Source organism: Sphingobacterium sp. InxBP1 (genome assembly GCF_026191775.1).
GTDB classification, from domain to species: Bacteria; Bacteroidota; Bacteroidia; order Sphingobacteriales; family Sphingobacteriaceae; genus Sphingobacterium; species Sphingobacterium thalpophilum.
Map to the genome: position 1 here is coordinate 66880 of NZ_JAINDX010000035.1, position 16186 is coordinate 83065.

Genomic DNA, 16186 nt, shown 5'->3' on the forward strand with positions numbered 1-16186 from the left:
CATCGGAAGTGCCTTCAGTCAAAAATGCACAAAAACGCATTTTAAAATAAAGCATTCTTCGGAACAAGATTCTTTATTTATTTTATTTAAACGTACTTTTAATTTGTAATTTTGCAACATGTCGGTGATGGATATTGAAAAAAAGATAAAAGACTTAACGGCGGAACTCAACCATTATAACTATCAATACTATGTATTGGCGGATAGTGTTATTTCGGATTATGACTTCGACCTCAAATTAAAAGAGCTTGAAGCCCTGGAGCGTCAATACCCTGAGTTTGCCGACCCAAACTCGCCCACACAACGTGTAGGCGGAGACATCACATCCCGATTCCAAACGGAGAAACATCGCTGGCCGATGCTTTCCTTGGGTAATACCTATAGCCAAGAAGAACTCCATGATTTTGATCAGAGAATCCGCAGAATCATAGGCGATCAGTTTGAGTATGTCTGTGAGCTAAAATTTGATGGTCTTTCTATCAGCCTGACCTATGAAAATGGCAGGTTAAGCCGTGCGGTCACCCGTGGCGATGGCACGCAGGGCGACGTAGTAACCAACAATGTGAAGACGATCCGCTCCATTCCGATCAAGCTCAAAGACGGTGACTACCCAGATCAGTTCGAGATCAGGGGTGAGATTTTTATGCATAAATCTGCCTTTCTAAGACTCAACAAAGAGCGAGAAGAGAATGGTGAACAGACATACGCGAATCCGCGCAATTTTGCTTCGGGCACTTTAAAACTCCAAGATTCTTCGGAAGTTGCCAAAAGGCCGCTTGACTGCTTTCTTTACTTCCTCTATTGTGACAATAGAACCAATCTGTTTCACGACCACTGGAACAGCCTTGAACACGTGAAAAGCTGGGGTTTTCATGTGAGCGAACATACACGAAAATGCAGTACACTGGCAGAGGTTTATGATTTTATCAATTACTGGGATGCCCAACGCTATCATTTGGGTTATGAGATCGACGGAATTGTGATCAAGGTAAACGACTATGCCCAACAGGAGGATCTGGGCTTTACCGCTAAAAACCCCAGATGGGCTATCTCGTATAAATTTAAGGCTGAACGGGTGGAGACAACGCTGAATTCGATCAGCTATCAGGTGGGCCGCACAGGAGCTGTAACTCCGGTCGCGAATCTACAGCCCGTGCTACTTGCTGGGACGACGGTCAAACGGGCATCTCTGCACAACGCCAACGAAATTGCACGTCTGGACTTACATCAGGGCGATACGGTCTACGTTGAAAAGGGAGGTGAAATTATCCCCAAGATCATCGGAGTAAACTTAGAGAAAAGGAGACCGGATTCCATGGCTTTTGCCTATCCAGCGGTTTGCCCGGAGTGTTCCACTCCACTGATCAGGCAGGATGGCGAAGCGGTTCACTACTGTCCCAATGAGACCGGATGTCCACCGCAGATTGTAGGCAAGATGCAGCATTTTATCGGCCGGAAAATGATGGACATCGAAGGTATGGGCGATGAGACGGTAGAAACATTTTTTAAAAAAGGCTTATTACATAACATTGTCGATATCTATGGTTTAAAAGATCATCAGGCTGATTTACAGCAGCTGGAGCGCTTTGGCCAGAAATCAATCGATAATATGCTTGCCGGGATCGAAAAGTCGAAGGAAAAGCCTTTCGAGAAAGTACTGTTTTCGCTGGGGATACGTCATGTCGGCGAGACGATTGCCAAAAAACTAGCCCAGCATTTTAAAAATATAGATGCGTTGGCCCAGGCATCTACAGAAGAAATCGAAAGCGTTCAGGACATCGGCCGCCGTATCGCAGAGAGTGTTAAAGAATACCTGGACAACCCCATCCATCAGCAGCAGATTGCCAGTTTAAGAAATTATGGCTTACAGTTTGAAGTCGAGGAAAGGGAAATTCTGTTGGCCAGCGAGAGCCTGAGCGGCAAGACCTTTCTGATTTCAGGTGTTTTTGCCGATTATTCCAGAGAGGAACTAGCGGCACTGATCGAAAGCCATGGAGGAAAAATGCTCTCCTCCATTTCCGCTAAATTGGATTTTCTGGTTGCCGGAGATAAAATGGGGCCATCGAAACTTGCCAAGGCAGAAAAATTGGGCATTCCAATGATTAACGAAAAAGATCTTCTGGATCTTATTCATTCCAAATAACAATTTAAATAAATTAATATAAAAACAAACAAGATGAACGAGCTTCACGGCGCAGGGGTTGCATTAGTCACTCCTTTTAACTCAGATGAATCTGTTGATTTCGAAGCGTTAGGTCAACTGATCGACCTGCAAATCAATGAAGGCATGGATTATTTGGTTTCTTTGGGCACAACTGGAGAAGTGGCCACTTTAACCAAAGAAGAACGAAAGCGCATCTGGGATTTCACTGTCAAGCGCGTGGACGGTAGACTTCCCTTAGTCGCTGGCATCGGGGGCAACAACACTGCGGAGATCGTGGAGCAAATCAAAAACTTCGATCCAGCCGGCTTCTGTGCTATTCTTTCTGTGTCGCCGTATTACAATAAGCCTACACAGGAGGGCATTTATCAACATTACAAAGCTATAGCTCAGGTCTCTCCTTTGCCGATCATTTTATATAACGTCCCAGGCCGTACCGGTAGCAATATGACCGCACAGACCACGTTGCGCCTAGCCAACGAGTTTACGAATATCGTAGCAATCAAAGAAGCTTCTGGCAACTTTGCTCAGTTTAGTGAGATACTTCGCGACAAACCGGCAGATTTCATGCTGATTTCGGGAGACGATCCAGTCACTTTGCCTATGATGGCATTAGGAGCAGTAGGTATTATTTCAGTAGTTGGCAACGCGTTTCCGAAAAAGGTGGCCACGCTGGCGAAGCTATGCGCACAAGGCAAATATCAGGAAGCCCAGAAAATACATAGTGACTTGCTTGAAATCACTGACCTTTGCTTTATAGAAGGGAATCCTGCAGGTGTTAAATTCATTCTCAAAGAACTCGGCATAGGGACAGACAGCCTAAGGCTGCCATTAGTGCCTGTTAGTGAAAAAACTCGGGCGGCGATCAAAGAAGAACTAAAAAAGTTGAGCTAGGAGCTCAAAAGCCTAATAAAAGTTTAGACGTCGGATAGCGTCTAAACTTTTTTGCTTCAAAGCATTGCAATCTAACAATATAATACCTATCTTTGCGCTTCCACAAAAGTGGATTTTTAAATAACAAAATTAATTAACACAATGCAACAGTACGAATCTGTAATCGTTCTTACCCCGTTGCTTTCTGAAGATGCTGCGAAAGAAGTAATCGCAAAATTCAAAAACATCTTAACAGAAGGCGGAGCCGAGATTGTCGCCGAAGACAATTGGGGTTTGAAAAAATTAGCGTATCCAATCCAGAAAAAAACTACTGGGTTTTATCACTTAACTGAATTCAAGGCTCCAGGTGAATTAATCAATAAATTAGAGGTTGAATACAAACGTGATGAGCGTATTATGCGCTTCTTGACAGTAAGCTTAGACAAACACGCCAGAGCTTATAACGAGAAAAAACGTAGCGGTGCATTCAACAAAAAAGCTGAAACTAAAACTGAGGAGGGCGCAAACTAATGGCTAACGAAAATATCCAATACGTAACTGCTCCTAAAGTAGAGGACAACCGTAAAAAATACTGTCGTTTCAAAAAGAATGGTATCAAATATATCGATTATAAAGATGCTAACTTCTTGATGAAATTTGTAAATGACCAAGGTAAAATTTTACCTCGTCGTTTGACTGGTACATCTTTGAAATTTCAACGTAAAGTAGCTCAAGCTGTTAAACGTGCGCGTCACATCGGCTTGTTACCTTACTTAGCTGATGCAATTAAATAAGGAGGACGATAGAAAATGGAAGTAATCTTAAAACAAGATATCAAAGGCTTAGGTGAGCAAAATGATATCGTTAACGTAAAACCAGGTTTCGGTCGTAACTACCTAATCCCTCAAGGATTTGCTATCCAAGCGACTGAATCTGCAAAGAAAGTTTTAGCTGAGAACATCAAACAAGCTCAGTTCAAACAAGAAAAAATTAAGAAAGACGCTACTGAATTAGCCGGCAAATTGGAATCTGTTAAGCTTTCAATTGGTGCTAAAGCAGGTGAATCCGGTAAAATCTTTGGTAAGGTAAACAGCATACAGATTTCTGATGCGTTAAAAGCTAAAGGTTTCGATGTTGACCGTCGTCGTATTACATTCGAAGTTGAGCCTAAAGAATTAGGTGAATACATTGCCAACTTGAACTTACACAAAGAAGTTAAAGTTCAGGTTCCTTTCGAAGTAGTTGCTGAATAAGCTAGTTATTTAGTAAAATATAGCATAAGGGCCGTCCTGTTTTAGGACGGCCCTTTATATTTTCTCTTACCCCACCCACAGGGCTATAAATAAAAAACTCGCGTTGCTGAGAACAACGCGAGGCATAATCTAGGGTATTTGAAAGGGAAAATCTTCTTTACATATCTAAAAATATGAAAACACTTATTAAAAATTCATTTATTTTTGTTTCCATACCCAAAATAAGCTAAAAATATCCATTTATCAAAATAAAAATCAAACTTTAATCAAAAAAAAAACCAAAATTCTCATTAAAAATAAATATTAAACATAAAAAACATGATAAATATCATAAATAATCAAAAAAAAACAACATAAAATCAAATAAAAACAAAGAAAATATATGCAAAACATCTAAAAAATAGAATAATCCTGTAAATTTTAAAAATACACAAGGAATAATACATAAAAAAAGGTCTAAAACAAATGTTTTAGACCTTTTTATACCTACAAAAGGACTATTAACCCAATTGTTTTTCTAATTTCTCATTCAACACTGATTTTGGAACAGCACCAATTTGTTTGTCAACAATTTCACCATTTTTGAAAAATAATAAAGCCGGAATATTACGGATGCCGTAACGGACCGAAATCTCCGGATTTTCATCCACATTCACTTTTCCTACTACAGCCTTCCCTTCATAATCTTTTGCTAGCTCTTCAACCACAGGACCTACCATGCGGCATGGACCACACCATTCTGCCCAAAAGTCGATTAATACGGGTTTGTCTGCCTTTAAAACAACTTCATCAAAGTTGCTATCTGTAATTTCTAATGCCATAATCGTTAAATTTTATAAACCGAAGTTATATTTATGTTACTACTTAATTGCTAAAATCAATAAACAAAGATAATAACAACTATCTATCTAATTGTAATCTTAATTACACAAAATCCAATCCAAACTAATTCAGCCGATAATGAATTCCCTCAAACTTCTCGATACATTCCAAAAACTCGTTTGTTAGATTTATTTTTAAGCTTTTGGCTGGCATTTCGACAGATATCTCATCTTGAGGATCCCACACTTTAAATTTCAATTGACAATTTGGCACCACCCCCTCAATCTCATTCTGTGCCAGAATCTCTTTAATACCATCCAGAAATTCCTCATTAAGTTTCGGTAGCGGAATATTAATGGTAAAACTTTTGGCCATCTTTTCCCGGAGTTCAGAAAGAAGCTGAACGCTCCGTAATTCAAAGCCCCAGTTGCCCACCTGCCTAAAACGTTCTTGTACCAATCCACGTAATTGAACAAAGTATCCTTCTTGTAAATACCCTTTTAATTTAACGTATTCTTCTCCAAATACGGCCATATCATAAGAATCGCTATAGTCTTCGATGATGAAGGATGCAAATGGCTTACCATTTTTGGTAAGCCGGTGGCTTGCCGAGGCAATAATGCCTCCAATCACCAGTTCCTTATTTTTAATGCGATTAAATTCCAGCAAGGTCTCCTCATCCACTTCAGCGGCCTTCACTTTATTGATAAGCGCCAGATCTGACACCGGATTATGACAGAAATGCTCGATTTCGAAACGGTACGTATCCAGCGGATGACTGGTCAGGTAAATACCGATCACATCTTTCTCATATTTCAGTTTTTCAATCAATCCCCATTGTGGACAAGGAGCCAATACAGGTTCTGGGAGTTCTGCTGCCCCTCCCGATCCAAATAAACTAGCCTGAGCCGAGCTTTCATTCTCTTTATAACGCTGTCCAAAGCGAATCGCTTTTTCCAGACCTGTCGAATTATCGTCAGCATGAAAATACTGCGCACGGTGTGTACTTTCGAAGCTATCAAAACCTCCAGCATAAGCCAGACTTTCAAAGGCCTTCTTATTTACGGCACGGAGGTCTATACGTTTGGCCATATCAAAAACAGATTTGTACAACCCTGATTTTCTTGTCTGTACAATCGCATCCACCGCCCCAGCGCCAACGCCTTTTACTGCCCCCATACCAAAGCGGATCGCTCCCCGCTCATTTACGGTAAATTTATAGTACGACTCATTTACATCAGGGCCGAGAACTTCCAATCCCATGCGTTTACACTCCTCCATAAAAAACGTCACCTGCTTGATATCGTTCATATTGTTGGAAAGCACCGCAGCCATATATTCTGCCGGAAAATGAGCCTTTAGATAGGCGGTTTGATAAGCCACCCATGCATAACAGGTTGAGTGGGACTTATTGAAGGCATAACTTGCGAATGCTTCCCAGTCCGTCCAGATTTTCTCCAGCACCTTTGCGTTATGTCCCCGTTCCTCAGCCTGTGAAATAAATTTGGGTTTCATTTTATCCAGCACGGCCTTCTGCTTCTTACCCATTGCTTTCCGCAAAACGTCGGCGTCACCTTTGGAAAAGCCCGCCAGCTTCTGAGACAATAACATCACCTGCTCCTGATATACAGTAATTCCATAGGTCTCCTTCAAATATTCCTCGCAGGCTTCCAGGTCATACACAATGGGCTCTATTCCGTGCTTCCGCTTAATAAAACTAGGAATATATTCAATCGGCCCCGGCCTATATAAGGCGTTCATCGCGATTAAATCCGCAAACACGGTAGGTTTCAGGTCCCGCATATATTTTTGCATTCCCGGAGATTCGTACTGAAACACACCTATGGTTTCACCGCGTTGGAATAGCTCATATGTCAAGACATCATCGATCGGAAATTTGTCTGGGTCTAGTGTGATACCGTGGCTGAGTTTCACGTTTTCCACGGTATCCTTAATGAGCGTCAGGGTCTTCAGCCCCAAAAAGTCCATTTTCAGCAATCCGGCACTCTCGACCACGTGGTTGTCAAACTGTGTCACGTACAGATCAGAGTCTTTTGCCAGAGACACAGGAACGAAGTTGGTGATATCATCCGGTGTAATGATGACACCACAGGCATGGATTCCAGTATTGCGGACCGATCCCTCCAATACACGTGCCTGCCGAATGGTCTCCGCTTCAAGCCCCGCACCGTCTGCGATAGCTTTCAATCTGTTGACTGCTTCTATCTCTTCGGACCGCAGCTTTTCCTTTAACCCCGCATCGTCCAGTGTAAAAATTTTGGAAAGCTTTAGATTCGGAATCAATTTAGCAATTTCGTTGGCATCCCCAAGAGGAAGGTCCAGCACACGAGCGGTATCTTTAATAGAGGACTTAGCGGCCATAGTGCCATAAGTAATGATCTGAGCTACCTGACTGGCGCCGTATTTATCAATCACATATTGCATCACTCGTCCACGCCCTTCATCATCAAAATCAATATCAATATCCGGCATGGACACCCGGTCGGGGTTTAGAAAACGCTCAAATAGCAAATCATATTTGATGGGGTCGATGTTAGTAATACCCAGACAATAGGCTACAGCAGATCCAGCTGCAGAGCCGCGCCCCGGACCGACAGATACGCCCATGTCACGCGCCGCCGCGATAAAATCCTGTACGATCAGGAAATACCCGGGATAACCCGTCTTCTCAATGGTGGCCAGCTCAAAATCCAGGCGTTCGCGGATATCGTCCGTGATCACTTCGTAGCGTTTTTGTGCGCCAACATAGCATAAGTGTGCCAAGTATTTATTCTCACCCCGTTTACCGCCATCTTCTTTATCCGCTTCAACCTGAAACTCCTCAGGAATATCAAATTTAGGCAGCAATACATCCCGGTTTAGTTTGTAAATTTCCACTTTATCAACAATCTCCTGAATATTGATAATCGCTTCAGGCAGATCCTGGAAGAGAGCTTTCATCTCGTCAGAAGATTTAAAATAGTACTCCTGATTAGGCAGACCAAAGCGGAAGCCGCGCCCTCTGCCTTTTGGCGTTGAAAGCTTCTCCCCATCTTTCACACACAACAAGATGTCATGCGCATGGGCATCGCCTTTCTTTTCGTAATAGGTATTATTGGTGGCGACTATTTTAATATCGTATTTACGGGAGAATTTAACCAAGGTCTGGTTAACCCGATCTTCATCCTCCTGGCCGTGGCGCATCAACTCGAGATAGAAATCATCGCCGAAATGCTCCTTCCACCACAATAGAGCTTCCTCAGCTTGGTTCTCACCAATATTCAGCACTTTGCTGGGCACCTCGCCTTGCAGGTTACCTGAGAGTACAATAATATCTTCTTTATACTGAAGGATCAGATCTTTATCTATACGGGGTACATAATAAAATCCGGCGGTATAGGCAAAAGACGCTAATTTAGCTAGATTATGATATCCCCGCTTATTCTTGGCCAGCATCACAATCTGATAACCATTATCTTTTCGGGATTTATCTTTATGGTCTTCGCAGACAAAAAACTCACAGCCGACAATTGGCTTAAGAATCTGTCCCGTAGGCTCCTGTCCATTCGCCACTGCCTCAGCATTCTGCGCCTCAACATCCTTGTTGTGATTAATTACCCTCGATACAAACTCAAACGCCCCCATCATATTGCCATGATCGGTAAGTGCAACGGCTGGCATTTTGTCCTTTATTGCAGCGGATACCAGCCTGTCGTATGACATGGTCGACTGCAGGATTGAAAACTGCGAATGATTGTGCAGATGAGCAAACTTGGCTTGACCCAATGTCTTAAGCATTTCTGCATCTACAACAATGCTGACATCTTCTGGTTCGGTGCGTTTTCTAATTGCATCCGAAGCAGCCTTTAAATTAATATGTTTCAGCCCTGTAGTAGGAATAGGTCCCGGATTCCTGACCTTGAAGTCAACAAAATAGCCTGAATCTACCTGCAGTTCCTCTGCAGTGAACACTTCTCGTCTGACCAATTCAAGAAAACAGCGTGTGGTGGCCTCGACGTCTGCAGTAGCATTATGTGCTTCGGCAAATGGCACGCCAAACAAATACGAATGCAATTCGGTTAGATTTGGCAATTTGTACTTGCCGCCACGGCCCCCCGGAATTTTCAGCAACTCCGCAGTAACCTCGGTACAGGTATCCAGAACAGGCATACTGGCCATATTGGAATCGACACCATAACGGTAGAATTCACAGCCCATAATGTTGAGGTCAAACCCGATGTTCTGGCCCACCACAAATTTAGCTTTGCTTAAAGCGGCATTAAATTTTTCCAGCACTTCTGGCAACGGTAATCCTTGCTCCGCGGCCAATGCGGTCGATATACCGTGTATTTTTTCAGAGTCATAGGGTATATCAAATCCATCCGGTCTAATCAAAAAATCTTGATGTTCGACCAACTTTCCCATCTCATCATGTACTTGCCATGCCAACTGAATACAACGTGGCCAGTTATCCGTATCAGTAATCGGCGCATCCCAACGCTTCGGCAAACCGGTGGTCTCGGTATCGAAAATAATATACATATAATTCTAAAACTCTTTAATACAATAGATTAAACACAACAACACTTGCGTTTTTCTGAACTTGAAATTTACGAAATTCTTAGAGAAGATTATGTCAGATTTTTGCGAAAATCCACTACCAGTTCCGCCATCACAGACGAGCGCATACGAACAAATAATCTTTCTTATGCTCACGCTTTGCCCTTGTATATAAAACTGATTTTAGTTAGGTTTGAATTTGATTCCAAATATAATGATTAAAGCAATTTTTTTTGATATAGACGGGACACTGCTAAGTTTCAAAACGCATCAGATTCCAAACTCCACTATACAGGCTTTTCAATTGTTAAAGCAGAAAAATATTAAAGTATTTGTTTCAACAGGCCGCTCGTTCAACCAACTACAGCATATCCGACACCTTGATTTTGATGGATACATCACATTTAATGGCGGTTACTGCCTCACTAAGAAGGAACAGGTGATCTACAAAAATAACATTGCCTCCGCGGATATCCGGTCACTTTTAGACTATGCTAAATACCACAAAGAGCTCACCTTTTCTTTTATGTCAGAAAAAGAAATCACCTTAAATCAGATTAGCCCTGCTGTACTAGAAATGTTCCAGCAGGTCAACGTTCCGACACCACCCGTCCGCAACTATGAAGAGAACTTTGATCTGGACTCCGTCATGCAGGTCAATGTATTTATTGGCCCCGAGGAGGAAGCCGAATTCATGGAACAAGTGATGCCGAACTCTGTCGCATCCCGATGGACGCCGGTCTTCGCCGATGTCAACCCGAAAGGACAGAGCAAAAAAGTTGGGATAGACGTCTTTTTGGACCATTTCGGTATCCAGCTGTCAGAGACGATGTCGTTTGGAGATGGTGGCAACGACATTACGATGCTCGCGCACACGCAGATCGGCATTGCCATGGGAAATGCAAATCCCGAAGTAAAAGAAATTGCCGACTATATCACAAACGATGTTGACAATAATGGCATCTGGAATGCATTGAAGCATTTTGAGATCATTTAAAACCGGATCGTCAGGGTCGCCCGGCAGGTATTGCTATTGCTATTTAATAGTAGGCTATGCTGTTCAGGAAACAGGAATTGGAGCCGCTGCTGAAAATCCCTCAGAAAGGTTGTATCAAATTGACCGTCCAGATAAGGGTTCACACGGTGACTGACTTCAAGCAGCAGGATTTTGTCAGAACCGGACAAACGAATTCGTATGGGGTGAGAGGACGTTCTGTTATAGCCGTTTGCCACAGCATGCTGTATCATAGGAAACAACAACAGCGGCGGCAGCATTACCGCACTGTCGGACTGAAAACGGTTATCCCATTTCAATAAAAATCCATCTGGCATTAGCGTTTCGACAATTGTCAGATATGCAATCAAAATCTCGACCTCCTCCTCCATAGGGATCGGGCGATCAACGTCGAGCATCAAAAGCTTTTGCTGAAGCGCCGCATAAGCCGTCCATTCGGAGGTCCCAGCTGCCATGACCTTTCCCAGCAAAAAATGGTCAAGCTGACTAGTTGTAAATGACAATCTATTTGCTAAGGCCAGCGCTTCGATATTTCTTACACTCTTTTTACGCAGAATGCGATTGATTATAGTCGACATTGTTTAAATTGCTATAGATTACACACAAAAATAAGGAATCATTATGTCAAATATTGCAATAGTTATTGAGGAAAGAGCCGCAGACATCGGCAATTTCCTAGTTGGCAGGCTACTTCCCTTTAGGCAAAAACGTATGGTCGGCCCTTTTATATTCATTGACCATATGGGGCCTGACCATATTGCGGAACCGCATTTCATGGATATTGCACCACATCCTCACATTGGCTTATCGACATTGACATATCTTTTTGAAGGAAGCATCATGCATCGCGACAGTCTGGGCAATGCCGTGGAAATAAAGCCGGGCGCTGTGAATTGGATGACAGCCGGAAAGGGCGTCACGCATTCCGAGCGTACACCAGATTACCTCCGATCAACTCCCCACGACCTTCACGGACTACAGATCTGGGTAGCATTGCCCAAGGATCTCGAACGGATGGAACCAAGCTTCGTCCATATTGAGGAGCCGCTGCTGCCACACTGGACAGAAGGCGATGCAAGCTACCGCTTAATCGCTGGAGAAATTAATGGCCATCGCTCCGAAGTACCTGTATATAGCCCGTTATACCTCCTCGAAGTCAAAGCAGAAAAAGACAGTAGTATCAAATTGGGACAACATTTATATGGTGAAAGCGGTCTATATATCCTTCATGGTTCAGTACAGGCCGAGGGGCAAGAATTTGGTCCGAAACAGATTCTGATCGCTAAAGATGCAAAACTTTGTGAATTTGAAATGGCAGCTGGCAGCGCAGTCTATATATTTGGAGGCGAGCCTTTCGCCGAACAACGCTATATAGACTGGAATTTCGTGGCCTCGGATATAGAAACATTGAAAGCCGCACGCGCCAAATGGGAACGGCACGAATTTCCCAGCGTCCCGGGTGATGACGGCTATATCCCTATTCCACCGGTCAATCCCACCTTAGGACAAAAGAAATCTGATTAGACACGCTCTTGAAAAACAAAAGCTGAAAACGATTTGCGTTTTCAGCTTTTTTATAAGCATCCTATTGATGAAGCTAGTGTGCTATTCCACTAACACCACCCGAGACCACAAGTTTCATGGCATCTGTCGGAGACATGTCCAATTTTTTGACTTTGTCACCGCTGACTATGACCACCTGCCCTGCAAAAGAATAAGAATAGGGAAAATATACCATGACCTCATGCTCCAGACCGATGCTTTTCAGATCATGCTGCGTCAGAAAACCGATCTTTTTGAGCCCAAATTCATTGACCGTCACCAGCACAGGCTCGTTAAATTTTTTGGCATCGCCCACAAACGCTTCTGTGAAATCCTTAATTGAAGTATATAGGGTATTCAGAAGCGGTATACGTTTGATTTGATGATTGATCCATACTTTTATCGGATCGGTCACGAAATTGGTAAATATGACGCCCGCCAGAACAAGTACCAGAATTACCGTAAGAATTCCGATTCCAGGAATGTATAACGGATGTCCCTTTTCATCCTGGAGAAAATGTTCGGTCAGATTGAGTGCTGAATCGATTGATGCGACAATCCATACAATCAAAAAGATTGCTCCGGCTAATGGTACAACCACCAGAATACCACGGATCAAATAATTAATAAATCCTCTGAAAAATTTGCCAAGCATGGGTCAGTAATTCAATTTTTTTTGTACAAAAATGCAGAATATCCTTTATTATTCATAAAAATATACTCTTTTTACCCGCTGCGAAATACTTGTCAAAAGTTCATACGGGATGGTTCCGATAGATTCGGCCGCGAGTTTAATATCCGGATAGACAATCACTTCATCTTCCTCCGCGATGTCGGCATCCGTCACATCCAGCATACACATATCCATACAAATATCACCAATAGTCGGTACCAGATATCCGTTGACCATCATCTTACCTACACCATTGCCAAAACGCCGGTCATAGCCATCTGCATAGCCAATTTTGATCGTGGCTATATTGCTATCTCGCTTCAGCACACCGTGCCGGTTGTAGCCCACTGTTTCCCCTGCGGGCAAGTGTTTTATTTGCGTCACATTCGTTTTCAGCGTGCTGACCTCCCGCAACGGCAGGTCCTGACGTTCGGCCCCTATGCCATACAGTCCGATCCCTAGACGTACCATATCAAAATAGGCCTGCGGCCAGCGCTCTATTCCGGATGTGGCAGCAATATGTCTGAGAAAAGGATACCCGATCCCCGCTTTGAGCTGGGCAGTAAATTGTTCCAAAAGATCGATTTGTTGCTGTGTAAATGCATTATCCTTTTCATTCCCCGCAGACGCTAAATGTGAAAATGCAGATCTGATCTCGAGTATGGAATCTCTTTTTAGTATGGAAACAAGCTCGTCTACTTCCTCAGGCATAAAGCCAAGGCGATGCATTCCCGTATCGACTTTGATGTGAACGGGATATGTCGTAATCCCTCTATCCTTTAAAAAACTCAAAAAAGTGTTTAGAATTCTAAAACTATAGATTTCAGGTTCAAGTTGATGCTGTACAATAGATTCAAATGTATTTTCATCAGGACTCATAACTACAATGGGAAGGGTGATTCCCGCTCCCCGCAGATCCACGCCCTCATCTGCAAAAGCCACCGTGAGGTAATCGACTCCGTTGAACTGCAAAAGATTGGCAATTTCAAAACTTCCGCTACCATAGGAAAAAGCCTTCACCATAGTCATCAGCTTGACGTTTTTGGGCAATAACTGACGGTAGCTGTTCAGATTATTTTCCATCGCATTCAAGTTGATCTCAAGGACTGTATCGTGCGACTTAGCAACCAGCAGCCTGCTGATCTGTTCGAAATGAAACTCCCTTCCACCTTTCAATAGGATAGTTGAGTTTTCAAACTGTAACGACCTAAAATCCGCTAAAAATTCAACGGTTCCGCGATAAGATATCGACGGCACATCAAACTGATCTGCCAGCTGAGGTAATACTTCTCCAATCAGTATCAGCTTATCCAGCCGATATTCCTTTAAGAGTCTCTTGAGCTTGGCCAGGCTTTTTGCGTCTGCTAAACTTACTCCCGGCAAGTCAGACAGAATTAATATCTTGCGGGCGTGCTGCCGCTGTTGGTTCAAAAACTCCAACGCAATCTGCAGCGCATCCAGATCATTACTATATGAATCGTCGATTATCGAGCTGTTCCTTTTTCCTTTTTTAAGTTCAAGCCGCATGGCGACGGGCTGCAGTTCCTTAATTCTGGAAGCGATCACTCCTGTTTCATAACCAAAACGCAACATCAGAGCAATGCAGCTGATCGCATTCTCAACATTCGCTTTATCGACAAACGGCACTTCCACCGCAAATGTCTTTCCACCATGATATAATGTGACCATGGTACTCCTCTGATTGAGCTGCTTGACGGAATAGACTTCTAATGACAGGCCCTCATCATATCCCCATGAAAATTTTCGTGGCCGATAAGGTAACTGAATGTTCTCGACGTAGCTATTGGGAAAGATCATGGTCTCCACGTCCTTAAAGAGGAGGAGCTTTTCTGCGATCTTTTCTTCCTTGGAGGAAAACCCTGCTTTATGGGCAACACCGATATTGGTCAACAGGCCAACGGTCGGTTTAATCATATCTTCCAACCGCGCCATCTCTCCCCGTTCTGATATTCCTGCCTCGATGATCGCGAGCGTATACTGTTCCGAAAGGCCCCACAGCGAAAGCGCTACGCCCAGCTGCGAATTGTAACTTTTCGGACTACGGTAGATCCTGTATTCGGGTGACATCAGTTGGTATAACCATTCTTTGACAATCGTCTTACCGTTACTTCCAGTAATTCCGATCACGGGATAACTGAACTGCTGCCGATGGAAAGCCGCCAGTGCTTGCAGGGCATCAAGACTATCGTCCACCCAGATGAAGTTAGCATCCGGAAAAAGCTTTTCCTGCTCTTCATCGGTCTGCAACACAAAGTTTCTTACCCCCTTATCATAAGCTTCCCCTACATAACAGTGTCCATCCCTATTTTTTTGCAGTGCAAAAAACACACCGAGATCGGCCTGTACAATCTTGCGGCTATCGTAAAATATGTGCTGGACTAAAGAACTGGGATCGGTAATAAATGCGCGATTAGGATGTAAAACTTGGACGACTTCCGATATTTTGTACATTCTCCTGAAATTTTGATTGAACCAAAACTGAACATTTTTTTAGTTATTTCATATTATTTTTGAAATTTTGACAATATGTTCGAAGAGGAAAGAAAACACAAAAAGATACTCACGCCGCGTCAGGCGCAGCTGAAAGCGGAAAGCTACTGTGCATACCAAGAGCGATCCCAGCAGGAAATGCGGGACAAACTGTATACGTGGGGGCTACACGAAGAGGATGTCGAAAATGTCATTGCCAATTTAATTGCCGACAATTTTCTGAACGAAGAGCGCTTTGCCGTGGCTTACTGCACCGGAAAACTACGTATGAAAGGCTGGGGAAAAATAAAGATCAAACAAGGATTAAAGGCGAAGAAAGTTTCTGAGCAGTTGATTAAAATCGCTTTTAAACAGATTGAACCGGACGAATACGAAGCTATCCTTGAAAATATAATCGACAAAAAAATCCGTGAAATCGGAAACAAAGATACATTTACAATCAAAAACAAAGTGTATCAGTTTGCACTGTCCCGGGGATTTGAAAGCGATCTCATTTTTTCCATACTGACTTCAAAGGAGTTATAAAAAACATAGCAATAAAGTAAATAAATATTTTGCAATATTGAATTTTCACTCTATATTTGCATCACCAAAAAGGAACACGCGGTTCCTTTAAAGTTGAAATAAAATTCCAAGCGAAAATAGCTCAGTTGGTAGAGCACAACCTTGCCAAGGTTGGGGTCGCGAGTTCGAATCTCGTTTTTCGCTCACCTGCCTAGGTGGTGGAACTGGTAGACACGCAGGACTTAAAATCCTGTTCGCCCTAAAGCGAGTGC

The 16186-nt window shown here is 43.0% G+C and carries 13 protein-coding genes and 1 tRNA gene; 9 read left to right on the forward strand and 5 right to left on the reverse strand.

The features are described 5' to 3' along the window. Nucleotides 1–118 precede the first annotated feature (118 nt). The 5 genes from ligA (at nucleotide 119) to rplI (ending at nucleotide 4287) form a co-directional block, all read left to right on the forward strand. Nucleotides 119–2143: an NAD-dependent DNA ligase LigA gene (gene ligA, locus K7A41_RS01105; RefSeq protein WP_265712237.1), complete on the forward strand. Its 2025-nt coding sequence runs from the start codon at nucleotides 119–121 to the stop codon at nucleotides 2141–2143. A 33-nt stretch (nucleotides 2144–2176) separates the two neighbouring features. Continuing rightward, a complete protein-coding gene (gene dapA, locus K7A41_RS01110) occupies nucleotides 2177–3055 on the forward strand; it encodes a 4-hydroxy-tetrahydrodipicolinate synthase (RefSeq protein ID WP_265712238.1) in 879 nt (292 codons plus the stop codon). 141 nt (nucleotides 3056–3196) lie between these two features. Continuing rightward, nucleotides 3197–3565 carry a 30S ribosomal protein S6 gene (rpsF, locus tag K7A41_RS01115; protein WP_028071348.1) on the forward strand — a complete coding sequence of 123 codons (369 nt, stop codon included), beginning with the start codon at nucleotides 3197–3199 and terminating at the stop codon, nucleotides 3563–3565. Continuing rightward, nucleotides 3565–3828, forward strand: coding sequence for a 30S ribosomal protein S18 (gene rpsR / locus K7A41_RS01120; protein ID WP_028071347.1), 264 nt, complete (start codon nucleotides 3565–3567; stop codon nucleotides 3826–3828). Before rpsF ends, rpsR begins: the two co-directional genes overlap by 1 nt. Before the next feature lie 15 nt (nucleotides 3829–3843). Continuing rightward, nucleotides 3844–4287: a 50S ribosomal protein L9 gene (gene rplI, locus K7A41_RS01125; RefSeq protein ID WP_028071346.1), complete on the forward strand. Its 444-nt coding sequence runs from the start codon at nucleotides 3844–3846 to the stop codon at nucleotides 4285–4287. Nucleotides 4288–4787: 500 nt separating this feature from the next. On the opposite strand, the gene trxA is transcribed toward rplI, so the two are convergent. Then, nucleotides 4788–5108, reverse strand: coding sequence for a thioredoxin (gene trxA, locus K7A41_RS01130; RefSeq protein WP_028071345.1), 321 nt, complete (start codon nucleotides 5106–5108; stop codon nucleotides 4788–4790). Between the two features lie 124 nt (nucleotides 5109–5232). Continuing rightward, entirely contained in the window at nucleotides 5233–9651 is a 4419-nt protein-coding gene (gene dnaE / locus K7A41_RS01135) for a DNA polymerase III subunit alpha (RefSeq protein WP_265712239.1), read from the reverse strand. Between the two features lie 232 nt (nucleotides 9652–9883). On the opposite strand from dnaE, the gene K7A41_RS01140 reads away from it, so the two are divergent. Further along, nucleotides 9884–10666 carry a Cof-type HAD-IIB family hydrolase gene (locus tag K7A41_RS01140; protein WP_028071343.1) on the forward strand — a complete coding sequence of 261 codons (783 nt, stop codon included), beginning with the start codon at nucleotides 9884–9886 and terminating at the stop codon, nucleotides 10664–10666. Here K7A41_RS01140 and K7A41_RS01145 read toward each other — a convergent pair. Then, nucleotides 10663–11262: a hypothetical protein gene (locus K7A41_RS01145; protein WP_265712240.1), complete on the reverse strand. Its 600-nt coding sequence runs from the start codon at nucleotides 11260–11262 to the stop codon at nucleotides 10663–10665. The genes K7A41_RS01140 and K7A41_RS01145 overlap by 4 nt on opposite strands. A 43-nt stretch (nucleotides 11263–11305) precedes the next feature. Here K7A41_RS01145 and K7A41_RS01150 point away from each other — a divergent pair, with 43 nt between their 5' ends. After that, on the forward strand, nucleotides 11306–12208 hold the full coding sequence (locus tag K7A41_RS01150; protein WP_265712241.1) for a pirin family protein: 903 nt from the start codon (nucleotides 11306–11308) through the stop codon (nucleotides 12206–12208). A 73-nt stretch (nucleotides 12209–12281) separates the two neighbouring features. Here K7A41_RS01150 and K7A41_RS01155 read toward each other — a convergent pair whose 3' ends face one another. After that, nucleotides 12282–12881 carry a DUF502 domain-containing protein gene (locus tag K7A41_RS01155; protein WP_028071340.1) on the reverse strand — a complete coding sequence of 200 codons (600 nt, stop codon included), beginning with the start codon at nucleotides 12879–12881 and terminating at the stop codon, nucleotides 12282–12284. A gap of 48 nt (nucleotides 12882–12929) precedes the next feature. Then, nucleotides 12930–15371: a bifunctional UDP-N-acetylmuramoyl-tripeptide:D-alanyl-D-alanine ligase/alanine racemase gene (locus K7A41_RS01160; protein ID WP_265712242.1), complete on the reverse strand. Its 2442-nt coding sequence runs from the start codon at nucleotides 15369–15371 to the stop codon at nucleotides 12930–12932. A 75-nt stretch (nucleotides 15372–15446) separates the two neighbouring features. On the opposite strand from K7A41_RS01160, the gene K7A41_RS01165 reads away from it, so the two are divergent. Next, nucleotides 15447–15935 carry a regulatory protein RecX gene (locus tag K7A41_RS01165; protein WP_265712243.1) on the forward strand — a complete coding sequence of 163 codons (489 nt, stop codon included), beginning with the start codon at nucleotides 15447–15449 and terminating at the stop codon, nucleotides 15933–15935. A gap of 110 nt (nucleotides 15936–16045) precedes the next feature. Beyond that, nucleotides 16046–16118: transfer RNA gene (locus K7A41_RS01170), tRNA-Gly, on the forward strand. Nucleotides 16119–16186: the final 68 nt, after the last annotated feature.

Bases quoted from the DNA above. Each gene is read 5' to 3' on its own strand.
- ligA (WP_265712237.1), top strand. From the start codon at position 119: ATGTCGGTGATGGATATTGAAAAAAAGATAAAAGACTTAACGGCGGAA.
- dapA (WP_265712238.1), top strand. From the start codon at position 2,177: ATGAACGAGCTTCACGGCGCAGGGGTTGCATTAGTCACTCCTTTTAAC.
- rpsF (WP_028071348.1), top strand. From the start codon at position 3,197: ATGCAACAGTACGAATCTGTAATCGTTCTTACCCCGTTGCTTTCTGAA.
- rpsR (WP_028071347.1), top strand. From the start codon at position 3,565: ATGGCTAACGAAAATATCCAATACGTAACTGCTCCTAAAGTAGAGGAC.
- rplI (WP_028071346.1), top strand. From the start codon at position 3,844: ATGGAAGTAATCTTAAAACAAGATATCAAAGGCTTAGGTGAGCAAAAT.
- trxA (WP_028071345.1), bottom strand. From the start codon at position 5,108: ATGGCATTAGAAATTACAGATAGCAACTTTGATGAAGTTGTTTTAAAG.
- dnaE (WP_265712239.1), bottom strand. From the start codon at position 9,651: ATGTATATTATTTTCGATACCGAGACCACCGGTTTGCCGAAGCGTTGG.
- K7A41_RS01140 (WP_028071343.1), top strand. From the start codon at position 9,884: ATGATTAAAGCAATTTTTTTTGATATAGACGGGACACTGCTAAGTTTC.
- K7A41_RS01145 (WP_265712240.1), bottom strand. From the start codon at position 11,262: ATGTCGACTATAATCAATCGCATTCTGCGTAAAAAGAGTGTAAGAAAT.
- K7A41_RS01150 (WP_265712241.1), top strand. From the start codon at position 11,306: ATGTCAAATATTGCAATAGTTATTGAGGAAAGAGCCGCAGACATCGGC.
- K7A41_RS01155 (WP_028071340.1), bottom strand. From the start codon at position 12,881: ATGCTTGGCAAATTTTTCAGAGGATTTATTAATTATTTGATCCGTGGT.
- K7A41_RS01160 (WP_265712242.1), bottom strand. From the start codon at position 15,371: ATGTACAAAATATCGGAAGTCGTCCAAGTTTTACATCCTAATCGCGCA.
- K7A41_RS01165 (WP_265712243.1), top strand. From the start codon at position 15,447: ATGTTCGAAGAGGAAAGAAAACACAAAAAGATACTCACGCCGCGTCAG.